Here is a 20466-nt window from a genome sequence, read left to right as displayed (position 1 = left end):
TGGACAGCATATGCGGCCCAGTCCCCCTATGAACTACAGCTCTTTGGGCTTCACGCTTTTAAAGCTGTCCCGCTCCCCTTTATATTTCCGGTAACCGGTATAAGTCAGGATCAGGATGATAAACGAGCCGGCCCAGAAGGTCCACGGCCACAGTCCGTTGACCTCGTCAATGGGGGCGAAAGCCGGGTTATCGTCTTTTTTCTTACCGAATAAGCCGTTAAACACTTCCTCGCCGGAAGTCACGACATCCTGAATTTCGGCAGCCGAGGACGATGAAGACTGAACCAAGCCGCCTGCATAAGATACCCAGGCATCCGCTGCTGTGATTTCCTCCGGCTTACGCTGAATGATCACAGCCGGGCGGATGATCTCATAATGGTTCTGCAGGCTCTCGTAAGCCGCTTTCATCCCCCGGGAGTCGGCAGCGGCCGCCCGGGCCTTCATTTCGCTCAAATCCTCACGAAGCACTTTGTAGTACTGCATCCACATCGGCTGCTTAGGGTGACTTAAGCTGTCCGCGGCCAACCGGAATTTGGCCGAAGCGGTCTGCCATTGTTCCTGCTGGATTTGCGCCTGATTCGTCGCTTCCTTCATTTCCACCAAGCTCTCCGACAAGGCATGAAATCCTTCCACACTCGTCAAGCCTTGAAAAGATGAATGCTCAAATATATCGCTGGCCTGCAGAATTTCCTGCCGGACGAGATTGATGTTACCTTCCAGTACATGCTGATATAGCGAGTCGGCCAGCGTATCGAGCTGCTCCGCCTGCTTCACCGCCTCCGCATTCCCACCTGAGCCTCCTGCAGCCGACAGCGTATCGGCGTCCGCCGCCACCCAGGATAGACTGCAGCCGAGTCCAAGCAGTACCATGATGACCGCCAGGCTCCATCTGGCAGCCGTGCCTCTACGTAACATGGGACATCCCTCCTACCGTATATGTATGGCAGAAGGGATGTCCCTAGAACTGAACTTGAAGTCAGCGCCTTGCCTGTCTGATGACAAGCCAAGCCAGCAGCGCGCTGAACAGCGTCAAACCGAAAGTAAAATATTGTACGCTCGCGATATCGTCCATCAGCTGAACGGGCAGCCAAGGAAATACCCCGTATGTATAATCCACCGTATCATTCAGGAACGTCCAGGCCGCAGCCGGAATCAGCATCGTCTCGCCTAACTTGAACAGGCGGACGTACAGCAGCGCTTCAATGGCCATCGCCGAATGGGAGATGACCAGCATCCAGTCCTGCCATACCAGCGGGGATCCCTGTGCATATCCGGCAAATATGATGCTCACCGCCCAGATGCCGTATTTCACCGACGTGACGACGGCCAGCGCCTCAATCAGCAGCCGGAATCCGTGGCCGAACTTCGTCTTAGGCGGATACAGCAGCATATAGATTGCGATCGTAAAAAATAAGCTTGCCGTCGGACTGTCCGGAACGAAAATGACCTGCCAGAAGGGGTTGTTCGCCACGGTATATTCCATTTGTTCCGCATACCAATAGTAACCGTATACTGTTCCGAGCAGGTTGCACCATAACAGGAGCCATAAAAATCCCCGGTTTCCGTGGAGCGAACGGCTCCAGAAATAAGCGATCGACACGCTTGTCCCTCCTTGTACTCCCACGATCCCTTTGCCGCTAAAGCTGGGTTATTGAGGTTCGTACATCGTGTTTTTAGTATGTAATCCGTACTTTCTGATCTCTTAAAAAAACCTGATCGTAAATACGATCAGGTTTTCATACGTATGGCCGCTTATTGCTCTGCCTTTTGCTTCGAAAGCCATTCTGCTAAATGATCGATGTCTTTGTCGGTCAGGCCTGCAGCGATTGCTGAGTCGTACATGGCAGGCATCTTACCTTCATAGCCCTCTTTGATGATTTTCAGAATGTCTTCTTTGTTATGTTTGTCGCCGACTCCACGGAGAGACGGACCCGCAGCACCTTTCATATCCGCTGCGTGGCAGGTAATGCAGCCTGCTTTTTTATAAGATTCCATTGCCGGATCTTCTTTATCGACGATCGCGATCTCTTTTTGCTGGTTCGCGCTGGTCGTCGGAAGTCCTTTTGCTTTGTTTTCGGCAGCTTTCTCTTCACGCTGGATGTTCTCCGGAATTTGACCGGTTGCAGCCATTTCTTCTTTGTAGTGGTGCCATGCGGAGTTCGTCAGGTACACCACGGCGATCAAAGAAAGAAACATCAGCGAGGAAGCGATCGGTCTGCGGTAAAAACGGCGCTCTTTGCCAGTGTCCAGGAAAGGAGCCAGCAGCAGTGAACCAAACGCTACACCGCTTACACCAATCGTGCCGAGAACAACGTAACTTCCGGATGCGTACGGCAATTTCAGATATTGGTACAAGAACAAGAAGTACCAGTCAGGCATCGGGATAATGGACGCACTTGGGTTCGCAGGGAACCACAGTGGAGCCGGCTCCGCAATGGTGAGCACCAGAAATCCGACAAGTACGACAACACCGACCATCCATTCTTTCAAAAGAAAGTTAGGGATAAACGCTTCCGATTTGCCTGGATACGACGTGTAGTCCGGCGGTGTAATGAACCCGTTGCCTTTACGGACGCGCGAGTCGCCGACATACACCACTTTTTCTTTTGAATTGTTACCGTGTGCCATCGATATTCCTCCCTTCTTATTATAGTGGACCGGAAATGCCCTGTCTGCGGATCATGATAAAATGTCCGACCAGAAGAATGAGCAACACGGCCGGGAGGAAAAAGACGTGAAGTGCGAAGAAACGCGTTAACGTCTCGGCACCTACAATCGTACCGCCCTGCAGGAATTCCTTAATGATCGGCCCAAGCCATGGAACGGAATTCGCAATTTCCAGCGTAACCTTTGTTGCAAAGTAGGCTTTGTTATCCCAAGGAAGGAGATAGCCTGTCAGGCCCAAGCCCAGCATGATAAAGAAAATCAGCATACCCACAACCCAGTTCATTTCGCGAGGCGCCTTATAGGAACCTGTGAAGAACACGCGCATGGTATGTAGGAACATCATAACAATAACCAAGCTCGCCCCCCAGTGGTGCATACCGCGGACGATTTGCCCGAAGGCTACTTTCGTCTGTAGGTACTCAACGCTGGCGTAGGCGTTAATGATGTCCGGAACGTAATACATGGTCAGGAACATCCCCGACAGGATCTGGATGACCGTGATGAAAAACGTCAATCCGCCAAAACAGTATACAAACGCAGAGAAATGATGCGCCGGGTTAACGTGCTCCGGCACTTCATGGTCCGCCACGTCTCTCCAAATCGGCGTGACATCAAGACGTTCATCAATCCAGTTGTAGACATTCTTAAACATCCGATTCTACGCCTCCTATTTCACTTCAGTATTCGGTTCGACTCCGCCAAGGTACACCCAACCGTTTTCAATCTTTAATTTGTAAGTGTCGAGCGGCTTCGGCGCAACGGCCAAGTTCTTGCCTTCTTTGGTATAACGCGCCCCGTGGCATGGGCAGTGGTATTCATCCGGGAAGCTTTTATCATTGTTCCAGCCGACCGTACAGCCCAAATGCTTACAGATCGGGGACAGCGCATAGATTTTTCCCTGTTCATCCTTGCGTATCCAAGCAGTTAATGTAGCAGTGCTTGCATACCATCCATCCTGCTGCTTCAGCTCAAAAGAGAATTCTTGAGGCTCGTCGGTAATTTTGCTTTCTTCGACAACTTTAATGAACTCTCCCTCGCCCTTCTTGTGCAGGATCGGATCCACAGCAAAACGCACCATCGGCAGGACTGCACCGGCTGCCATGTAAGCAGTGGCACCGCCCAATGTATAAGTCAGAAATTGTCGACGGGACATTTCTTTACGACCGGGTGGTTTGTGAGATGGTTCATGGTGCTCATTTTGGTTGCTCATAATGTCTTCAACCCCCTTTGTCAACCAAGTCTTAAAGTGCTTTCAATGATTATTATCACACGACTTACTAGGACATAATAATAATATATTAGCCTTATAAGACCGTCAAGAATATCCAACTCTTTTATCAGGCGGAAGAAGATTTAGCCAATTAAATTGTTGAATTTCTGTCACATTTCCATCTTGCTGTCACGCTGCCACATTTCCTGTATTTTATCCTTAATCTGGGCTGCTATACCTGCTCCGCCCGTTTCCTCATTGAATCCTTTCCGGGACAGAACCAAATCGCAGCCCTCAATCTGGCCTTGGATCAACTCGATGTCCGCCGTCATGACAATGACGTAAGCAAAGCCCGCTTCCCTTACATTGCGACAAACTTCCTGCAATAACGACAGATCCTCCCCTTGGCCGTATTGTACGGCCGGATATGTAATGATCCTCCCTTTAAACGGGATCTCGACCAGGTCCATAAAATCCCGCAGCCGCGCCAGCGCCTCCGTCGCTTCTATGGGAGACTCTTTGCCCGACAGGCCGGTGTAAGGGATGAGGCAGGTGTCGAAATAGGGGGAGAGCTCACTCCAGGTTGCCTCTTCCACTTCGCTGAACTTCATTCAAGGGTTCACCCTTTCCATTATTTTTCACCATTCCATTCTATAATATGCTTGTTCCCGTGTCAGCAATTTGTAAAATTCATTGGCGCAGGCCGGCCCAACAAAAAAGAAATGCAGCATGGATGTCTGCATTTCTTTTCATTTATTCCACTTAATTAAGCAACTTCAGTTCATCCGTCAGGTTACGGAAAGCCGCCTCGTCTCCGGATGCCAGAGCCCTGTCTATTTCGCGGTAAAGCTCTTCGCTCCGGTGTTTTCGCAACGCTTCGTCCCATACCATTTCAGCCGCCAGCCCCAACATGACTTCATAAGTAGCTTTCATCTTATCCATTAGGATGCACCTCCGAACCTTTGATTAGAACATCCTATACTCTTTACCCTTGTCCACATAGTTTTGAGTGGTACGATACATTCTGCGCAAGTCTTCTTCGGTTAATTCACGGACCACTCTCGCCGGCGAACCCAGAGAAAGCGTATAGGGTGGTATTTTTTTATTTTCAGTAACGATAGATCCTGCCCCTATTAAAGCATATTCACCAATCTCGGCCCCGTTCAGTACGATGGCCCCCATTCCGATTAATGTACCTTTGCCTATTGTGCAGCCGTGAACGATGGCGGCATGTCCGACCGAGACGTCGTCCTCCAGAATCAGCGGCTCGTCCGTATTGACGTGGCCTACCGCTCCATCCTGAATGTTGCACCGGTCACCGATCACGATGGGTGCCATATCACCCCGAAGCACGGCGTTAAACCATACGCTTGATTCCTGTCCAATTTGAACGTCACCGACAATTTTGGCACCCTCCGCGACATAGACGGACGGGTGGATCTTTGGCAGATGCTGGCCGTAAGGTAACAGCATGTTTTCATCACCCCTTAACTTTGGGAGTGATTGTAACAAGGCGGCTATGACTTGTCAATGAGCGGTTCCAGCTCGCCGCTTCCGAGGTTCAGGCTTTTGCTGGCCAGCTTTTGTCCAAAAGCGGTCATCTTCAGAACCATGCCGCTCTCCGGACTTTCTCCGATGCGGATCAGCCCAAGATGCATCATCATCGCGATAATTCTTTCATTTAATATCGACTCTGCAGTGTCGTAATAAAACGGTTTGATCAGCCAGCCCAAAGCATCATGCAGGGAAGCGGCGGTTACCCATTCCTTGGCGCATTCCCCGGTCCAATATACGAGGGATGCCAAGTTAGGTATGGCGCTTTTATAAAGTTTTAACCAAAAGCGGAAAATTTGTACCATGCTTTCTTTCGTCCCGCTTTCCAGCAGCTCAGCGCCCTTGCCCGACAGCTCCAGCCGGCTGCCGTTTTCTTCGATATATCTGTGGTAGAAAGCATAGTCATACAGAAGCGCCATCCGGTTGGGGTATGCATTGAAGCTCCTGCCGTAGCCAAAGCGCCATCCCCCTTTGGTCAGCAGGGGCTCGCTGACATGGAACATGTCCATTAACTGCTGCTGGTATCGCTTGTACATCACGAATTCCTGATTCAGCTCGATCTCCTGCTGGTTCACATACTTCAGCATGTACATCAGATCCTCGGCGCACAAATCCTGTTCTTCCCGGTAAACCGGAGGCTCTCCGGCTTTAACGACCTTTCGTTTCAGCGTGTGTCCAAGCTCGGCCCGGAACCGGTCCTTCAGATCGCTCGGCATTTGAAACAGATACTTGGTGCTGGATGTCATCCCGTTGAACAGCCAGCCGCTGCGCTTATAGCGGGCGATAGCTTCCCTCGGGGTCTCATGCACCTCGTTTGCCGGGAGGTCAAAAGTCGTCTGCCGGACGACAGCCGCCAAATCTTCTACGCTGTAAAACGATCTGCTGTCAAACAAAACCGAATTCAGAAAACGTAAATCTTGAAGGGAAACCGTGTTGACCTGCTGCGCGATAAACTCCCTCCGGTTCAGCGTGACCAGGATGCTCTGGATCAGTTCATGCTTGGAATTCCGTTTGCACTGGCATTGGTAGTGGCTTGCAATGGTAGTCAGCTGGCCGATATCCGCATACGAAAGCATATCCGCTAAATTCATGTCATCATCGCCTCGCCGTTTTACTACCATTATGGGAATTATTACAATTTTTATTCGATCCGGGCAAAAAAAATAACCCGGCGCTTGTCCGAGTTATCCGTTCTTTTCCGCCAAATGGCGAGTGCAGTTATAGAGGAGCGGCACCCAGTCGATATCCTTTTTCTCCAGGATCGTAAGCGACAGGTTGCCAATCCGTTCCGTATATTTATCCCTGTACAGTGACTTGTACAGCTGTGCCAACAGCCCGCCGTGACTCACGACGAGCATGTTTTTATCGGGGTAAGCCGTCCACATATCCTCCATAAACGCCAAAGCTCTAGCCTCAATCTGCTCGATCGTCTCCTGGCCCAGGTCATGAACATCCCACTGCTTGCCCCAGCGGCTTTCCCGTTCATCGGCCGTCAGTCCCTCCGCTTGACCAAAACTCCGTTCATTCAGCCGCTCATCAGGCTCAAGCAGTGGAATGTTGAGCTTGTCGGCCAGAATTTGCCCGGTTTCCCGCGCGCGGGAGAGCTTGCTGCTGATGATAAAATCCCAGCGGTACGGTTCGTGAAGCAGCCTTTCCCCAAGACGCTCCGCCTGCTGCCTGCCCTCTTCATTCAAAGGGATATCGCTCTGTCCCTGAATTTTGCCGAGCTTATTCCAATCCGTCAGTCCGTGGCGGATCAAACCGATCATCATACGCGTACCCCCTTTCTTCTATATATATGTGAAAGAACCTATTTCCTGATACGGCTGACCCTTCCCAATGAAAAGAGAGCCATTCCTACCCCGAGTACCGACAGAATCATCCAGTACTGTGGATGGGTCGGACCCATACCGGCGACAAGCGGCTCGATAATCCCGCTGTTCGTCTTCGGGATCACATAACTGACCTGTTCCGTCACCACGGACGAACCCGCCACGCCGGTCGGAAGAATCCCGGTAGGTACAGCTTCGGCTGTCTCTTTAACAAACGGCTTATCCATGATGACCCAATACAGAAAGCTCACCAAAAATACCATGACAAACCCGGCAATCCACCAGGACATGCGTTTTCGGGTAGATGCAGGTACAGCAAAAGGTTTGCTCTGGTCCGGAATCAGCCACGGAGACTCCCGGTATATGCGGTCCATGACGTTCCGGTTGATTTCCTCTGCCTGTTCTTCGGTCGGCTCCTCCTGCAATTCCATCATGAGAAGCCGGCTTTCCTTCCATAACGCCAATTCTGCTTGGCAATCACTGCAAGTGGCTGTATGCTGTTCGAGCTCAATCCGTCTCGGATCGTCTTCTTCCAAATCCAAAACGATGCCGAACAGGCTGTGAGCCTCATCGCAATTCATTTGCTTTTCATCCCTTCATATTCTTCATACGTCAGCTCGTAAAAATACGGCTCCAGCTGAACTTTTACACTGGACCTTGCCCGGAATAGAAGAGATTTTACAGAGCTGACGCTTTGACCTAAAATGTCGGCAATCTCCTGGTAATCGAGCTGATCGTATTCCCGTAAAATGAGCGCGGATCGCTGCTTTTCCGGCAGGTTGTTAATGGCCTCGCGAACCAGCTCCACCTTCTCGGTGCGCAAGATGGCCTGCTCCGGCGCCACCTCCATCGGCGCAACCGGCGTAACCCCGCTCTCCTCCAGCGGCACATTGGCGCTGCGCTGCTTTCTCAGCTCGCTGAGCACCGTGTTCCGGGCAATCGTATAGAGCCATGTGGAGAACGACGCGTCGACCTCCCGAAACGAATGCAGGCTCTTGAAAGCCTTGTAAAACGTCTCTGAACACAGGTCTTCCGCCATTAACTCCAAATGTGAACTTTTAAGCATATGATATACAAAAGCCAATATTTTCCGCTGATAACGGCGCATCAATTCAGAGAAGAGCTCAACATTGCCCTTCTTGATGTCCTGTATCATCTGCGAATCCGTCATTTCCATTGTGACCTCCTCGACCGTACACAAGCATCCCCGTTCGATTCAGTTATATGTTTGTACTGAACAGGTGATGAAAAGTTGCGGTATTTACGCCACCGCGCGGCAGTATAAACGTCCAAAAAGCTATGTATTCGGCAAAATCGGCAACGATTCTACAAATATATCATTTCCATTGTAACATATTAATTCCTGCTAGTCAGTCGAACCTCAAACAAAATTGCCAAATCCAAGGAGATATTAACGCTTTTTGGGACACAGTGAATCGTCACTAATCTCTTAATAGACGAATTTCGCCCCGTAAATGTTGCTAGATTATAGAAAAAAAAGGCCGAAAAATAAAAAAGGCAAAAAAAACCACCCGCATCGGGTGGCTGCACAAAGTGCCATTTATTTGGATAGGAGTGGAGAGAAACCATACTGTACTTTTATTATATGTATACGTTTTCATTTTGTCAACACTAAAGTAAGCGTTTTTTTGTAAACGTTTTAAAATTTACTGCGATACCTGATAACTCATGGATTGCAGCAGTTCCTTGGCCCGCTCCAAATCATGTTCCTGCCTGAAGGACAGGCGCAGAATGCCCGGGACGTCCTCCCGGCTCTCGATGATCTGCATATTGCTGAGGTTGATGTGCCGAACGCCCAGCTCTGTGGCGATTTTCCCGATAATACCGGGTGTATCCGGTACGTCGAGGTACAGATCAAAACTAGGTGTAATCATGCCTTTGCGGCGTTCCGGAAGCTCGCTGCGGAAATCGTTCGCTTTGGCAAACGCCTCTTGAATCCCCTGTCCATCGCCCTCTTCCAGCATCTCTACGAACGCGGCGATGCCTTCATTCCAGTCCTTGAGCTGTCTGAGCAGCACGTTTTTGTTGCCCAGCAGGATGTCGCGCCAAATCAGCGGATCGCTGGATGCAATCCGGGTAATGTCACGAAAACCGCCTGCCGCGAGCAGCCGGTATAAGGAATTGGAATGATTGTAATCGCACACCTGGTTCACCAGAGCCACCGCGATGATGTGCGGCAGATGGCTGATCGCCCCGACGATTTCATCGTGCAGGACCGGATCCACCTTGACGATTTGGGCGCGGGTGTAAGACAGCAGCTGCGCCAGCGCGTCATAAGCATGGTCAGGCGTGCCCGGGGGTGGAGTCAGCACATAATACGCATTCTCAAACAGCAGCGGCGTGGCCGCCTCTACACCGGAACGCTCGGAGCCGGCCATCGGGTGCCCGCCGATGAAGTAGAAGTCCTTGAAATCATGCGCACGCGCCGCCTGTGCGATGCTTGCCTTCGTGCTGCCCACATCGGTGATGATGCAGCCTTTTTTCAATGGGAGTGTGCTTAACCGGTCCAGGTATTCTTCGAGCATACCTACAGGAACGCACAAAAAAATGAAGTCCGCATCAAGTGCGGCTTCTTCCATGGACAGCGTCGCTGCGTCGACGACGCCGCGGCTTATATATTTGTCGGCCAATTCTGGGAGATGGGCATGGCCCACGACGGTTAAGCCGGGCTTCCCTTTAAAGCAAAGCGCCAGCGAACCGCCGATCAGACCCACTCCAAATATAGCAATCTTCGTTGTATTCATGTTCCCTCACTCGTTTGTTCGCACTTACTGCACTTGGGCCTTATCTTCGCTCAATACCTGCTCCAATGCGTGAATAAATGCTTTATTTTGTTCCTCGGATCCAACGGTCACACGAACATGGTTCGGATACTTGCCGAATCCGGCGCGAACGATGATCCCCTTCTGAAGCAGCGATTGGAACATTTCCACCGCAGGCTTGCGCACATTGACCATAATAAAGTTGCCGTGCGCCGGGAAGTAATCGAGGCCCAGCCGGTCGAACTCAGCCTGCAGCTGCTTGATGCCCTCCGCGTTCGCGATGCGACAGTTAGCCACATATTCCTGATCGCCAAGCGCCGCTTTGGCCGCTGCCTGGGCTGCCCGCGTTGTGTTGAACGGTTCGCGCACCCGGTTGATCAGCTGAATGACTTCAGGCTGAGCCACGCCGTAGCCGATCCGCAGGGAGGCCATGCCGTAGATCTTCGAGAAGGTCCGGAGAACGACCAGGTTTGGATATTGGGATAGGAGCTTGCTTCCGTCCGGGTAGGAGAGGTCGGTTACATACTCGAAGTAAGCCTCATCCAGCACCACCATCACATCCGATGGAACTTGATCCAGGAAACCGGTCAATTCAGTTTCGGAGAGAATCGTTCCCGTCGGGTTGTTCGGGTTGCAGATCCAGACGATCTTCGTCTTGCTGCTGAGCTTGGCGAGCATCGCTTCAAGATCATGCTTTCCGTCCACCAGCGGAACCTCGATGCTGACGGCCCCTTCGATGTCGGCGTTGCTTTTATACACGGAGAAGGTTTGATCCGCCATGATGGTCTCGTCGCCGGAAACCAAGAACGCGCGGCAGATCAGGGCGATGACTTCGTCCGATCCGCAGCCGAAAATGATTTGCCCGGGCTCAACACCCAGGAAGCGGGCCACTTCAGCCGTAAGCTCCACCGCGCCTCCGTCCGGGTACAGACTGATGTTGTCGAGCTCGGCAAGCACCGCCTCCTTCACACGCGGCGAAGCGCCGTAAGGATTTTCGTTGGAAGCCAGCTTGATGACTTCGCTGAGACCAAGCTCCCGCTTGACTTCTTCAATCGGTTTCCCCGGCTCATAAACCGGAATGTTCACTATCTGGGATTTTGGTTTCACCGTATCCCCCCTCACTTTCAACTCAAGATTATGGTTTTAATTGTGCCACAAATTCACGGATTTGCAAAAGCCCCTGTTCATGCGTATCTCCGCCCTGCAGCAGCGGAATGGCCTCTTCGACCTTGCGGACGATGGCGCTGCCCACGACGACCCCGTCGCAGATCCGGGAAAAGCGCACCGCCTGCTCCCTGTTCGAAATACCGAAGCCGATGGCCACCGGAATGTCCGTATACTTCTTCACGCTGGCGATGAAATCTTCCACGCCTTCGTGGAAGCTCGCCCGCTCACCCGTTACGCCGAGCGAGGATACGCAGTAAATGAAGCCTCTGGCTCCTTCCACGATCGATTTGATCCGCTCATGGGAGGTCGGAGCCACCAGCGGCACGACATGGATATCCGAGCGTTCGGCCCGGGCACGCACGTCGGCTGACTCTTCGATCGGCAGGTCCGGGATGATGATGCCGCTGATGTCATGTGCTTTGACCTCTTCAAAAAAGCGGTCCAGCCCGAACTGAAGCACCGGATTGTAATAAGTAAACAGGATGAACGGCAGCTTCACCCCGGCCTTGCGCGCTCTTACCGCCGTTTCCATGCAGGTCTTGATCGTCACCTGATGCTTCAGCGCCCGCTCGGAAGCCCGCTGAATAACCGGCCCGTCGGCCAAGGGATCCGAATACGGCACGCCCAGCTCGATCATGTCGGCTCCGGCCGCTTCGAGACCGGCTATAATTTCAACCGACGTATCGGGATCCGGGTCACCGATGGTCAGAAACGGAATCAGCGCCGTTTGATTCTCCTGTTTGAGACGGGCAAACGTTTGATCCATCAAATTCATGCCTGTTTACCTCCCGTATAAGCCATGATGGACTCCACGTCCTTGTCTCCCCGTCCGGACAGGCAGATGACGACGATGTCATCCTCTCCGAGCCGCGGCGCCATCTTCACGACTTCAGCGATCGCATGCGCGGATTCCAGGGCCGGAATGATCCCTTCCGTCCGGCATAGCAGCTGAAGCGCGTCGAGCGCTTCCTGGTCCGTGATCGGAACGTATTGGGCGCGCTCAATGTCCTTAAGGTAAGAATGCTCCGGTCCGACACCCGGATAATCCAGACCAGCCGATATGGAGTGGGCTTCCTGTACCTGGCCGAAATCGTCCTGCAGCAGATAGCTCATGGAGCCTTGGAAGACGCCATGGGTGCCTTTGCTCATCGTCGCCGCATGGAAGGCGGTCTCCACACCCTTACCAGCTGCCTCTACGCCGATCAACCGGACGTCCTTGTCTTCGATAAACGGATAGAACATGCCGATCGCATTGCTGCCGCCGCCGATGGCCGCCACAACATAGTCCGGAAGACGCCCTTCGGCCTCCTGGATCTGGCGGCGCGTCTCGTCGCCGATAATCCGCTGGAAGTTGCGCACCATCATCGGATACGGATGCGGCCCTACGGCAGAGCCGAGGATGTAGAACGTATCGTCGACATGGCTGACCCAGTACCGCAGCGCCTCGTTGCCGGCGTCCTTCAGCGTGCGCGAACCGGACGTAACGGGTACGACTTCGGCGCCCAGCATCTGCATCCGGAATACGTTCAGCGCCTGCCGCTTCGTATCCTCTTCCCCCATAAATACCTTGCATTCCATGCCCAGGAGTGCGGCTACGGTTGCCGTTGCCACACCATGCTGGCCTGCTCCCGTCTCGGCAATGACCTTCGTCTTGCCCATTCGTTTGGCGAGGACGCCTTGTCCGAGCGCGTTGTTGATTTTATGGGCGCCGGTATGATTGAGATCCTCCCGTTTCAGGTAGATCTTCGCCTGCCCCAAATGCTTGCTGAGACGCTCCGCATAATACAGGGGCGTCTCACGGCCGGAGTACTGCTTAAGCAGATAGTTCAGCTCCTCCTGAAAGCTTGGGTCGTCCGAATATCGGTTGTATGACTCCTCGAGCTCGATCAGCGCGTTCATGAGCGTCTCGGGAACGAATCTTCCGCCAAACGGTCCGAAGCGTCCGTTCTTGTCTGGTAATTGTGTTGTCATGCCTGCTTCACCCTTCCCACAAATGCTGCGATTTTGTCTATATCCTTCACTCCGTCACTTTCCACGCCGCTGGAAACGTCTACGCCGTCCGGGCTGTATTTATCAATCAGCTCGGCCACGTTGGACGGCAGAAGGCCACCGGCTACAAACAACGGAATCCCTTGGGCTCTCGCCCAATCGCGGTATGCCGGTATCTCCTCCCAGGCAAACGTGCTTCCCGATCCTCCGCCATACACCGGATCAAATGTATCAAGCAGCAGGCCGTCGATCACGCCTGCGTATAGTTCATGATTTATAGATGCTTCAGAATTCTCATTAAGGGACTGAACCGATAAGACCTTGAATACCCGGGTCCCCAAGCGCTCCTTGACCTCCCGGCAAAATTGCGGGCTTTCCTGTCCATGGAGCTGAACGACGTCAAGCTGGGCCTCCTCCACGATCGCGGCAAGCTCTTCAAGGTCCGGGTTGACGAACACGCCGACGCTTTGCGGAATTTCGGGCGTCTTCCACGCCTTCAGCTGCGCTGCAAGCAGGGCAGCCTGCTCAGGCGTTACCCGGCGCCGGCTCGGTGCGAATACGAATCCGATAAAATCCACAGGCAAGTTTACCATTGATTTTAGCACTTCAACGTCCTGAAGTCCACAAATTTTTACCGCCGTCTCACCCACGATGCTTCACTTCTTCCCCGGATAAGATCGGCCCCATCAAGTCACGGACCGCCTCCGCGATGTCATCCCGGCGCATGAAATACTCTCCGATCAGCACGCCGTTTGCTCCCGCCTGCTCCAAAAACGCCATATCTTCCTTGCCGGCGATGCCGCTCTCACTGATAACCGGAATCCCTTGTGGAATCAGCTCCCGAAGCTTTGCCGTTGCCTCCAGGGAGGTCTCGAACGTATGCAGATTCCGGTTGTTGATCCCGATCAGCGCCCCTTGGTGCAGATCCGCTCCGAGGCCAAGCACGGCTTCGAGCTCTTCCCGGCTGTGAACCTCAATCAGGGCGTCGAGCCCGAGCGCACCCGCCCGCTGCAGGTAAGCAGCGATTTGATCGGGCTCCAGAATGGCGGCGATCAGCAGCACCGCGTCCGCACCGAGGAGGCGGGCTTCATAAATTTGCCGCTCGTCGATGATGAAGTCCTTCCGCAGGAGCGGCAGGTCCACCGCGGCGCGCACATCGCGCAAATACTGCCCGCTCCCCTGGAAGTATTCAACGTCCGTCAGAACCGACAGGCAGTCGGCCCCTGCCGCTTCATAAGCCTGGGCGATACGCACCGGATGAAAATCCGGACGGATGAGACCCTTGGAAGGCGACGCCTTCTTCACCTCGGCGATCAGACCCATGCCCCGCTTGCGTCCTGCAGTCAGCGCCCGGTGGAACCCTTTGGTCGCGGGCATCGCCGCGATTTGGCGCTCCGCTTCCGCAAGTGAAAAATGCTCGGCGAGTCGGGCCACCTCGGCCCGTTTGGTTTGTACGATTTTATCAAGATACATAGCTCAGCTCTCCTGTCATTTGGATCAGTTGCTCAAGTTTGGCCGATGCGCTGCCGTTGTCGATGGCCCGTGCCGCCGCCTGTACGCCTTCCGCGATGCTGTCCGCAAGCCCCGCGACATAGATACATGCCCCCGCGTTGGCCAGCACGATGTCGCGGTACGGGCTCTTCTCGCCTGCCAGCACCGAACGGATAATGGCGGCATTCTGCACCGCATCGCCGCCCAGAACGGCTTCCAGCGGGTGGACGTCCAACCCGAGATCATGCGGGTGAATTTGATAGGTCCGCACTTCGCCGTGACGCAGTTCGGAAATTTGCGTCGGCCCCGAGATGCTGATTTCATCCAGCCCTTCCAGGCTGGTCACAACGAGCGCACGTTTGGAGCCGAGCTCCTTCAGCACGTTTGCAATCGTTTCGGTCTTGTTCCGGTCATAGATTCCCAGCAGCTGACGGTCGGCTCCGGCCGGATTCGTCAGCGGTCCCAGCATATTAAATACCGTCCGCACGCCGAGCTCCTTGCGCGGAGCGGCTGCATGCTTCATGGACGGATGGTAGATTTGGGCGAACAGGAAGCAGATGCCGATTTCCTCGAGGCACCGTTTAGCCTGTTCACTGCTCAAGTGGATGTTAACGCCGAGCGCCTCCAGCACATCGGCGCTGCCCGCGCGGCCGGATGCCGAGCGGTTGCCGTGTTTTGCCACCCGGACCGAAACGGAAGAAGAAATAATCGCCGAGACGGTGGAAATGTTGAATTTGTGGATCCCCGATCCGCCCGTTCCGCAGGTATCCAGCAGCCTTGCGTTATCGGTCGCTACATGGCTCGCGACGCTTCTCATCGCTTCGGCAAACCCTGTGATTTCTTCCACGGTCTCCCCCTTGATCCGCAGCGCCGTCAGCAGCGCCCCGATCTGAGAAGATGTCGCCGCTCCTTCCATGATGCACTGCATCAGTCCGCGGGCTTCCTCCCTTGAAAGATCCGCGCCCCCGATCAATTGTGACAAACTCGCATGTATCAATTCGCTTGCGCTCATGCTCTTTCCTCTCCTTTCCGGTCCATTAAGGTGTATATTCAAAGAAATAATCCTGATTGGTCACTTCCCGCTCCAGTTTGACCGGAGGGAACATCGCTTCCGCCGTCCGGATCGATTTCAGGAGCGCTTTGGCTTTGTTCACCGTCTCCTCATACTCTTTTTCCGGAACGGAGTCCCACACGATGCCGGCGCCCGCCTGCACGTACGCTTTGCCCTTGCGGAATATGATCGTCCGGATCGTAATACAGGAGTCCATGTTGGCGTTAAAGCCCAGATACCCGATAGCGCCGGCATAAGCGCCCCGCGCTTCTCGCTCCATCTCGGCGATGATCTCCATCGCTCTCAGCTTCGGTGCTCCGGACACCGTCCCCGCCGGCAGGCAGGACAGAAAGGCATCGAAGAAATCTTTGTCGTCCCGCAGCGTCCCCGACACATTCGAAACCATGTGCATTACGTGCGAATACTTCTCAATTTCCATAAAGCTGTCGCATTTCACGGTGCCGAACGCCGACACCCTGCCAAGATCGTTGCGTCCCAAATCCACGAGCATCAAATGCTCGGCGCGCTCCTTCTCGTCGGCGAGCAGCTCGGCGGCAAGACGGCTGTCTTCGGCCTCATCGGCCCCACGCGGCCGCGTGCCTGCGATCGGCCGGGTGCCGACCTTGTTGCCGTCGACCTTGACCAGCGCCTCGGGTGAGGTGCCGACAATGATTTCTTCGTGCATTTTCAAATAATACATATAAGGCGAAGGATTCAGTGTTCTCAGCACCCGGTACACATGCAGCGGGGACACCTCCGTCTCGATATGAAAGCGCTGGGACAGCACCACCTGAAAAATGTCCCCTGCGCGAATATACTCCTGAGCTTGGCGAACGTTCGCCATATACTGCTCCTTGGTCATGTTCGACTTGATTTCGCCGAGGTCGATATCCACCGGAATGCTGCGGCCGTTGACATTCTCTCGCGGCCCCTGCTCTTGCAGCTGCCCCGCGATCTCCTCCAGCTTGCGGTCCACCTCGTCATACGTTTTGCGGATCGCTTCGTCGTTGTCCCCTTCCTTTACATGCACGTTGCCGACCAGCAAAATTTGCTGCTTCACATGATCGAACACGATGACCGTGTCGCAGAACATGAAGCGGATGTCGTCCATCCCCAGATCGTCGACCTGATGCGCGGGAAGCTTCTCATAATACTGCAGCAGATCGTATCCGAAGAAGCCGATCGCTCCTCCCGTGAACGGAGGAAGATCATCGAGCTTCGGGCTTCGATACGAGCGAAGCAGCGCCTTGAGCTCCTCAACAGGCTTCCCTTTCATGAGCTGCTTCTGTCCGCCCTGTTCCAGCACGATTTCCCCCTTCTTGCCGGAGATCATCATGAACGGGTCCGTCCCGATAAACGAATAACGGGCCCACTGGCTTCCTCCCTCTACACTTTCAAGCAGAAATGCGCATTCCCGCTGGGCATAGCGCTGAAATATACGGATTGGCGTTTCCATATCGGCCAGCAGCCGCTTGACGACCGGGATCAGATTGTACTGTCCGGCCAGGGCGATGACCTGCTCTTTACTAGGATTCAACATCGTGTACCCTCCTTCGATTGATCAGGACTTTGTTGAGCAGCAGACTCGAAAGCAACAAAAAAACCTCTACCGAAGTAGAGGTTTGGATTTCAATAAGTATATGAAAGAGTCCGACAGCATGAACCGCATCAGCATTCACGCGTCCCCTAATACAAGGAAACGTCTTGACTGCCTCAGTACGGACATGTTGACGAAATTTAACATGCAACCCTATGGACTCTGCTCTTCTATACTTAACTCATCTCATCTAAACTCTACTCATCTCAACTACCTACACTATACAGGAACATTCCCTGTTATGGCAACTATGTTTTTCAAATCAGGCTTTGGGTGCGGCCAAATCCGGGCGCAGCTTCTTCGCTTCATTCAGATAGACGTGGTTGATCTCTGCCTGGCCCTTCTCGGTATTGACCGTCACCATAAGACGGATGCAGCGCGGCAGGCTTCCCTCGACCGGAACCTCCATCGAACACATCAGCGGCACAAGCTCCCAGCCTTCCAGCTGGCGGATCGCTTTGGCCGGAAACGCTGCATCCAGATCTTGGGTCAGCGTAATCCAGATGCTGCAAATGTCTTCCGGATTGATCTCGTTGCGGTCGGCAATTTCCTTCATCAAACGAAGGGTTTCATCCAGAATTTCCTGTTCGTCGTTGCGGGTTACTGTCGTTGCTCCCCGTATTCCCCGGTTATACATGCTCAGGCTCCTTTCTTCTCAGCTCTTCGATCACTTCGCGGACCAGAGCCTCCGGAATGTCTTTCACAATGCTGACCTCCCCGATCCGTTCCGGGACGATAAACACCATGGTGCCTTCCGTAAATTTCTTGTCATGCTTCATCGCCGCGATCAGCTCATCCGTAGACAAGTGCTCCGGCAGTACGACCGGAAGCTTCAGTGCCTTCAGCATGGACACCGTTTCCGGATAGATGGAAGCATCGCGGCCCAGTTTGACAGCCAGCATTGCCGAGCCTGCCATCCCGATGGAAATCGCCTCACCGTGCAAAAATTCTCCGTAGCCACCCACCGCTTCAATCGCATGGCCAATCGTATGGCCCAGATTCAAAATGGCGCGCAGGCCGCCCTCGCGTTCATCGGCCGACACGACATCGGCCTTGATGGAGCAGCCGCGTTCCAATCCGTACGCCAGCGCCTCCCGGTCCAGGGACAGCAGCTCGGATGCGTGGTCGCGGCACCAGCCGGCAAACTCCGCATCCCGGATCAGGCCGTGCTTGACCATCTCGGCAAGACCCGCGGATACTTCGCGCGCCGGGAGCGTCTGCAGCGTATCCATGTCGTATAGCACCAGCTCGGGCTGGTGAAAAGCACCGATCATGTTTTTCGCGAGCCGGTGGTTGACGGCTACCTTCCCGCCGACGCTGCTGTCATGCGCCAGAATCGTGGTCGGAATCTGCACGAACTTGACGCCGCGCATATATGTAGCAGCCACGAAGCCGGCAAGGTCTCCAACTACGCCGCCCCCAAGCGCCAGAACGGCCGAGCTGCGGTCCAAACCTCCCTGGATGGCCGTCGTCATCACTTCTTCATACACCGCGAGGGACTTGGACGTTTCCCCCGACTTGACGATCGAGACCACCGCTGTATATCCACGGCTTTCCAGACTTTGCTTGAGGGTGTCCAGATGGCGGGCCGCAACCTGCTCATCCGTGACGATCAGATGCGTGCTTTTCTTGGTCAGCCCATGTTTCTCCAGATAACTTCCCGTTTCGGGAAGAAGGCCCGGGCCGATATAGATCGGATACGAACGGTCGCCAAGCTCTACGTGTACAGTCCTCATCATTAGTACCTCTCCACTTGGGCCAGGTAATTTTCATAGTTGGCTTTGATTTCGTCCATGGAATCGCCGCCGAACTTCTCCAGGAACGCCTTGGCGATTTCCCATGCGACCACATGCTCCATCACCACGCTCGCGGCCGGAACGGCGCAGGCATCCGAACGCTCTACCTGAGCGGTGTACGGCTCTTTTGTATCAATGTCCACGGTCTGCAGCGGTTTGTACAGCGTCGGGATCGGCTTCATCACGCCCCGGACGACAACCGGCATACCGTTGGTCATGCCGCCCTCAAAACCGCCCAGGCGGTTGCTGGCCCGGGTATATCCCTTGCCTTCCACGTACAGGATCTCGTCGTGGACCTGGGATCCGCGCAGCACGCCGGCCTCAAACCCGATGCCGATCTCAACGCCTTTGAACGCGTTGATCGACATGACCGCTTGAGCGATCCGTCCGTCCAGCTTGCGGTCGTACTGCACATAACTCCCCAGACCGACCGGTACGCCCTCAACGACGCACTCCACGATCCCCCCGATGGAATCGCCTTCTTTCTTGATTTCATCGATGTAGGCTTCCATCTTCGCTTCCGTCTCAGGATCCACCACCCGAACCGAAGAAGCCTCGGTGCGTTCGATCAGTTCGTCGACGCTCAGATTGTTGGCCGGCGCTTCAATCTCGCCGATCCGGATGACCTGCCCGGCAATTTTGATGCCGAAAGCTTCGAGAAACTGGCGGGCAATCGCCCCGCAGGCAACGCGTGCCGCTGTCTCGCGCGCGCTGGAGCGCTCCAGCACGTTCCGCAGGTCTTTATGGTTGTATTTCAGACCGCCGTTCAGGTCGGCATGTCCCGGCCGGGGACGGTGAACGCGGCGTTTCTCTTCATCCGACCCTTCGATTGGCTCCACGTTCATAATGCTGCTCCAGCTCGCCCAGTCCTTGTTTTCGACCACGAGGGCAACGGGCGCTCCCGTCGTATAACCGTGCCGGACACCGCCGACAATATTCGCCGTATCCTTCTCGATTTGCATGCGGCGCCCGCGTCCATGCCCCTTCTGTCTGCGTGCAAGCTGAAAATTGATGGCTTCAAAGTCCAGTTTCAACTGGCTCGGTAATCCTTCGATAATGGCCGTGAGTTGAGGTCCGTGCGTCTCCCCCGCCGTTAAGTAGCGTATACTCATGGTGCTTTCCCCCTTTAAACTGTTAAACATTAACTGGCTAAAATCCGCAGATATCTTTTGCCATTATAGTATAGGTGCCACGCTTTGACAAGAAACCCCTACAGCTATATACCATGTGCTAAAGCTAGGGAAAACACTTCAGCAGTATAGAAGATGGATCAAGGAGAACCTAGGTTCATTTAGCCCCGATATATGAAAATCCGCCGATGATCAAGGC

The 20466-nt window shown here is 54.0% G+C and carries 23 protein-coding genes; all 23 read right to left on the bottom strand.

What is annotated here, in order from left to right; genetic code table 11:
- Positions 1 to 33 precede the first annotated feature (33 nt).
- A complete protein-coding gene (locus C7820_RS03115; RefSeq protein ID WP_116229709.1) occupies positions 34 to 915 on the bottom strand; it encodes a sporulation protein YpjB in 882 nt (293 codons plus the stop codon).
- 61 nt (positions 916 to 976) lie between these two features.
- Complete coding sequence (locus C7820_RS03110) at positions 977 to 1600, bottom strand: DUF1405 domain-containing protein (protein WP_116229708.1); 624 nt, start codon at positions 1598 to 1600, stop codon at positions 977 to 979.
- Between the two features lie 152 nt (positions 1601 to 1752).
- Complete coding sequence (locus C7820_RS03105) at positions 1753 to 2628, bottom strand: menaquinol-cytochrome c reductase cytochrome b/c subunit (protein WP_076170116.1); 876 nt, start codon at positions 2626 to 2628, stop codon at positions 1753 to 1755.
- A gap of 19 nt (positions 2629 to 2647) precedes the next feature.
- Entirely contained in the window at positions 2648 to 3319 is a 672-nt protein-coding gene (qcrB, locus tag C7820_RS03100) for a menaquinol-cytochrome c reductase cytochrome b subunit (protein ID WP_076170115.1), read from the bottom strand.
- A 15-nt stretch (positions 3320 to 3334) separates the two neighbouring features.
- Positions 3335 to 3877: a Rieske (2Fe-2S) protein gene (locus tag C7820_RS03095; protein WP_181908922.1), complete on the bottom strand. Its 543-nt coding sequence runs from the start codon at positions 3875 to 3877 to the stop codon at positions 3335 to 3337.
- Positions 3878 to 4047: 170 nt separating this feature from the next.
- Positions 4048 to 4488: a DUF2487 family protein gene (locus C7820_RS03090; protein ID WP_116229707.1), complete on the bottom strand. Its 441-nt coding sequence runs from the start codon at positions 4486 to 4488 to the stop codon at positions 4048 to 4050.
- Positions 4489 to 4639: 151 nt separating this feature from the next.
- The gene (locus C7820_RS03085) at positions 4640 to 4819 is read right to left on the bottom strand and encodes an IDEAL domain-containing protein (RefSeq protein ID WP_076170113.1); all 180 of its coding nucleotides are present in this window, start codon (positions 4817 to 4819) and stop codon (positions 4640 to 4642) included.
- A 24-nt stretch (positions 4820 to 4843) separates the two neighbouring features.
- Entirely contained in the window at positions 4844 to 5350 is a 507-nt protein-coding gene (locus C7820_RS03080; RefSeq protein WP_116229706.1) for a gamma carbonic anhydrase family protein, read from the bottom strand.
- Positions 5351 to 5394: 44 nt separating this feature from the next.
- Entirely contained in the window at positions 5395 to 6522 is a 1128-nt protein-coding gene (locus C7820_RS03075) for a hypothetical protein (RefSeq protein WP_116229705.1), read from the bottom strand.
- A 93-nt stretch (positions 6523 to 6615) separates the two neighbouring features.
- Positions 6616 to 7203, bottom strand: a complete 588-nt coding sequence (locus C7820_RS03070) for a histidine phosphatase family protein (protein ID WP_116229704.1) — start codon at positions 7201 to 7203, stop codon at positions 6616 to 6618.
- Between the two features lie 38 nt (positions 7204 to 7241).
- A complete protein-coding gene (locus tag C7820_RS03065) occupies positions 7242 to 7844 on the bottom strand; it encodes an anti-sigma factor (protein WP_116229703.1) in 603 nt (200 codons plus the stop codon).
- On the bottom strand, positions 7841 to 8434 hold the full coding sequence (locus C7820_RS03060; RefSeq protein WP_076170192.1) for an RNA polymerase sigma factor: 594 nt from the start codon (positions 8432 to 8434) through the stop codon (positions 7841 to 7843). Before C7820_RS03060 ends, C7820_RS03065 begins: the two co-directional genes overlap by 4 nt.
- A gap of 496 nt (positions 8435 to 8930) precedes the next feature.
- Positions 8931 to 10028, bottom strand: coding sequence for a prephenate dehydrogenase (locus tag C7820_RS03055; RefSeq protein ID WP_116229702.1), 1098 nt, complete (start codon positions 10026 to 10028; stop codon positions 8931 to 8933).
- 24 nt (positions 10029 to 10052) lie between these two features.
- The gene (gene hisC / locus C7820_RS03050) at positions 10053 to 11153 is read right to left on the bottom strand and encodes a histidinol-phosphate transaminase (protein WP_116229701.1); all 1101 of its coding nucleotides are present in this window, start codon (positions 11151 to 11153) and stop codon (positions 10053 to 10055) included.
- Positions 11154 to 11181: 28 nt separating this feature from the next.
- Complete coding sequence (trpA, locus tag C7820_RS03045) at positions 11182 to 11988, bottom strand: tryptophan synthase subunit alpha (RefSeq protein ID WP_076170106.1); 807 nt, start codon at positions 11986 to 11988, stop codon at positions 11182 to 11184.
- A complete protein-coding gene (gene trpB / locus C7820_RS03040; RefSeq protein WP_116229700.1) occupies positions 11985 to 13184 on the bottom strand; it encodes a tryptophan synthase subunit beta in 1200 nt (399 codons plus the stop codon). Before trpB ends, trpA begins: the two co-directional genes overlap by 4 nt.
- Complete coding sequence (locus C7820_RS03035) at positions 13181 to 13852, bottom strand: phosphoribosylanthranilate isomerase (protein ID WP_116229699.1); 672 nt, start codon at positions 13850 to 13852, stop codon at positions 13181 to 13183. Before C7820_RS03035 ends, trpB begins: the two co-directional genes overlap by 4 nt.
- Positions 13845 to 14675, bottom strand: a complete 831-nt coding sequence (trpC, locus tag C7820_RS03030) for an indole-3-glycerol phosphate synthase TrpC (RefSeq protein WP_116229698.1) — start codon at positions 14673 to 14675, stop codon at positions 13845 to 13847. Before trpC ends, C7820_RS03035 begins: the two co-directional genes overlap by 8 nt.
- Complete coding sequence (gene trpD / locus C7820_RS03025; protein ID WP_076170102.1) at positions 14665 to 15705, bottom strand: anthranilate phosphoribosyltransferase; 1041 nt, start codon at positions 15703 to 15705, stop codon at positions 14665 to 14667. The genes trpC and trpD overlap by 11 nt, the downstream gene beginning before the upstream one ends.
- A gap of 25 nt (positions 15706 to 15730) precedes the next feature.
- Positions 15731 to 17284, bottom strand: a complete 1554-nt coding sequence (trpE, locus tag C7820_RS03020; protein ID WP_116229697.1) for an anthranilate synthase component I — start codon at positions 17282 to 17284, stop codon at positions 15731 to 15733.
- A gap of 319 nt (positions 17285 to 17603) precedes the next feature.
- Positions 17604 to 17978 (bottom strand): chorismate mutase, encoded by a 375-nt coding sequence (aroH, locus tag C7820_RS03015; protein ID WP_116229696.1) that lies wholly within the window; start codon positions 17976 to 17978, stop codon positions 17604 to 17606.
- Positions 17971 to 19077, bottom strand: a complete 1107-nt coding sequence (gene aroB / locus C7820_RS03010) for a 3-dehydroquinate synthase (RefSeq protein WP_116231607.1) — start codon at positions 19075 to 19077, stop codon at positions 17971 to 17973. Before aroB ends, aroH begins: the two co-directional genes overlap by 8 nt.
- Positions 19078 to 19079: 2 nt before the next feature.
- The gene (gene aroC, locus C7820_RS03005) at positions 19080 to 20249 is read right to left on the bottom strand and encodes a chorismate synthase (protein WP_116229695.1); all 1170 of its coding nucleotides are present in this window, start codon (positions 20247 to 20249) and stop codon (positions 19080 to 19082) included.
- Positions 20250 to 20466 lie beyond the last annotated feature (217 nt).

The organism is Paenibacillus sp. VMFN-D1, assembly GCF_003386155.1.
Lineage (GTDB): Bacteria > Bacillota > Bacilli > Paenibacillales > Paenibacillaceae > Paenibacillus_AQ > Paenibacillus_AQ favisporus.
This window is presented reverse-complemented; position numbering and strand designations above follow the sequence as displayed.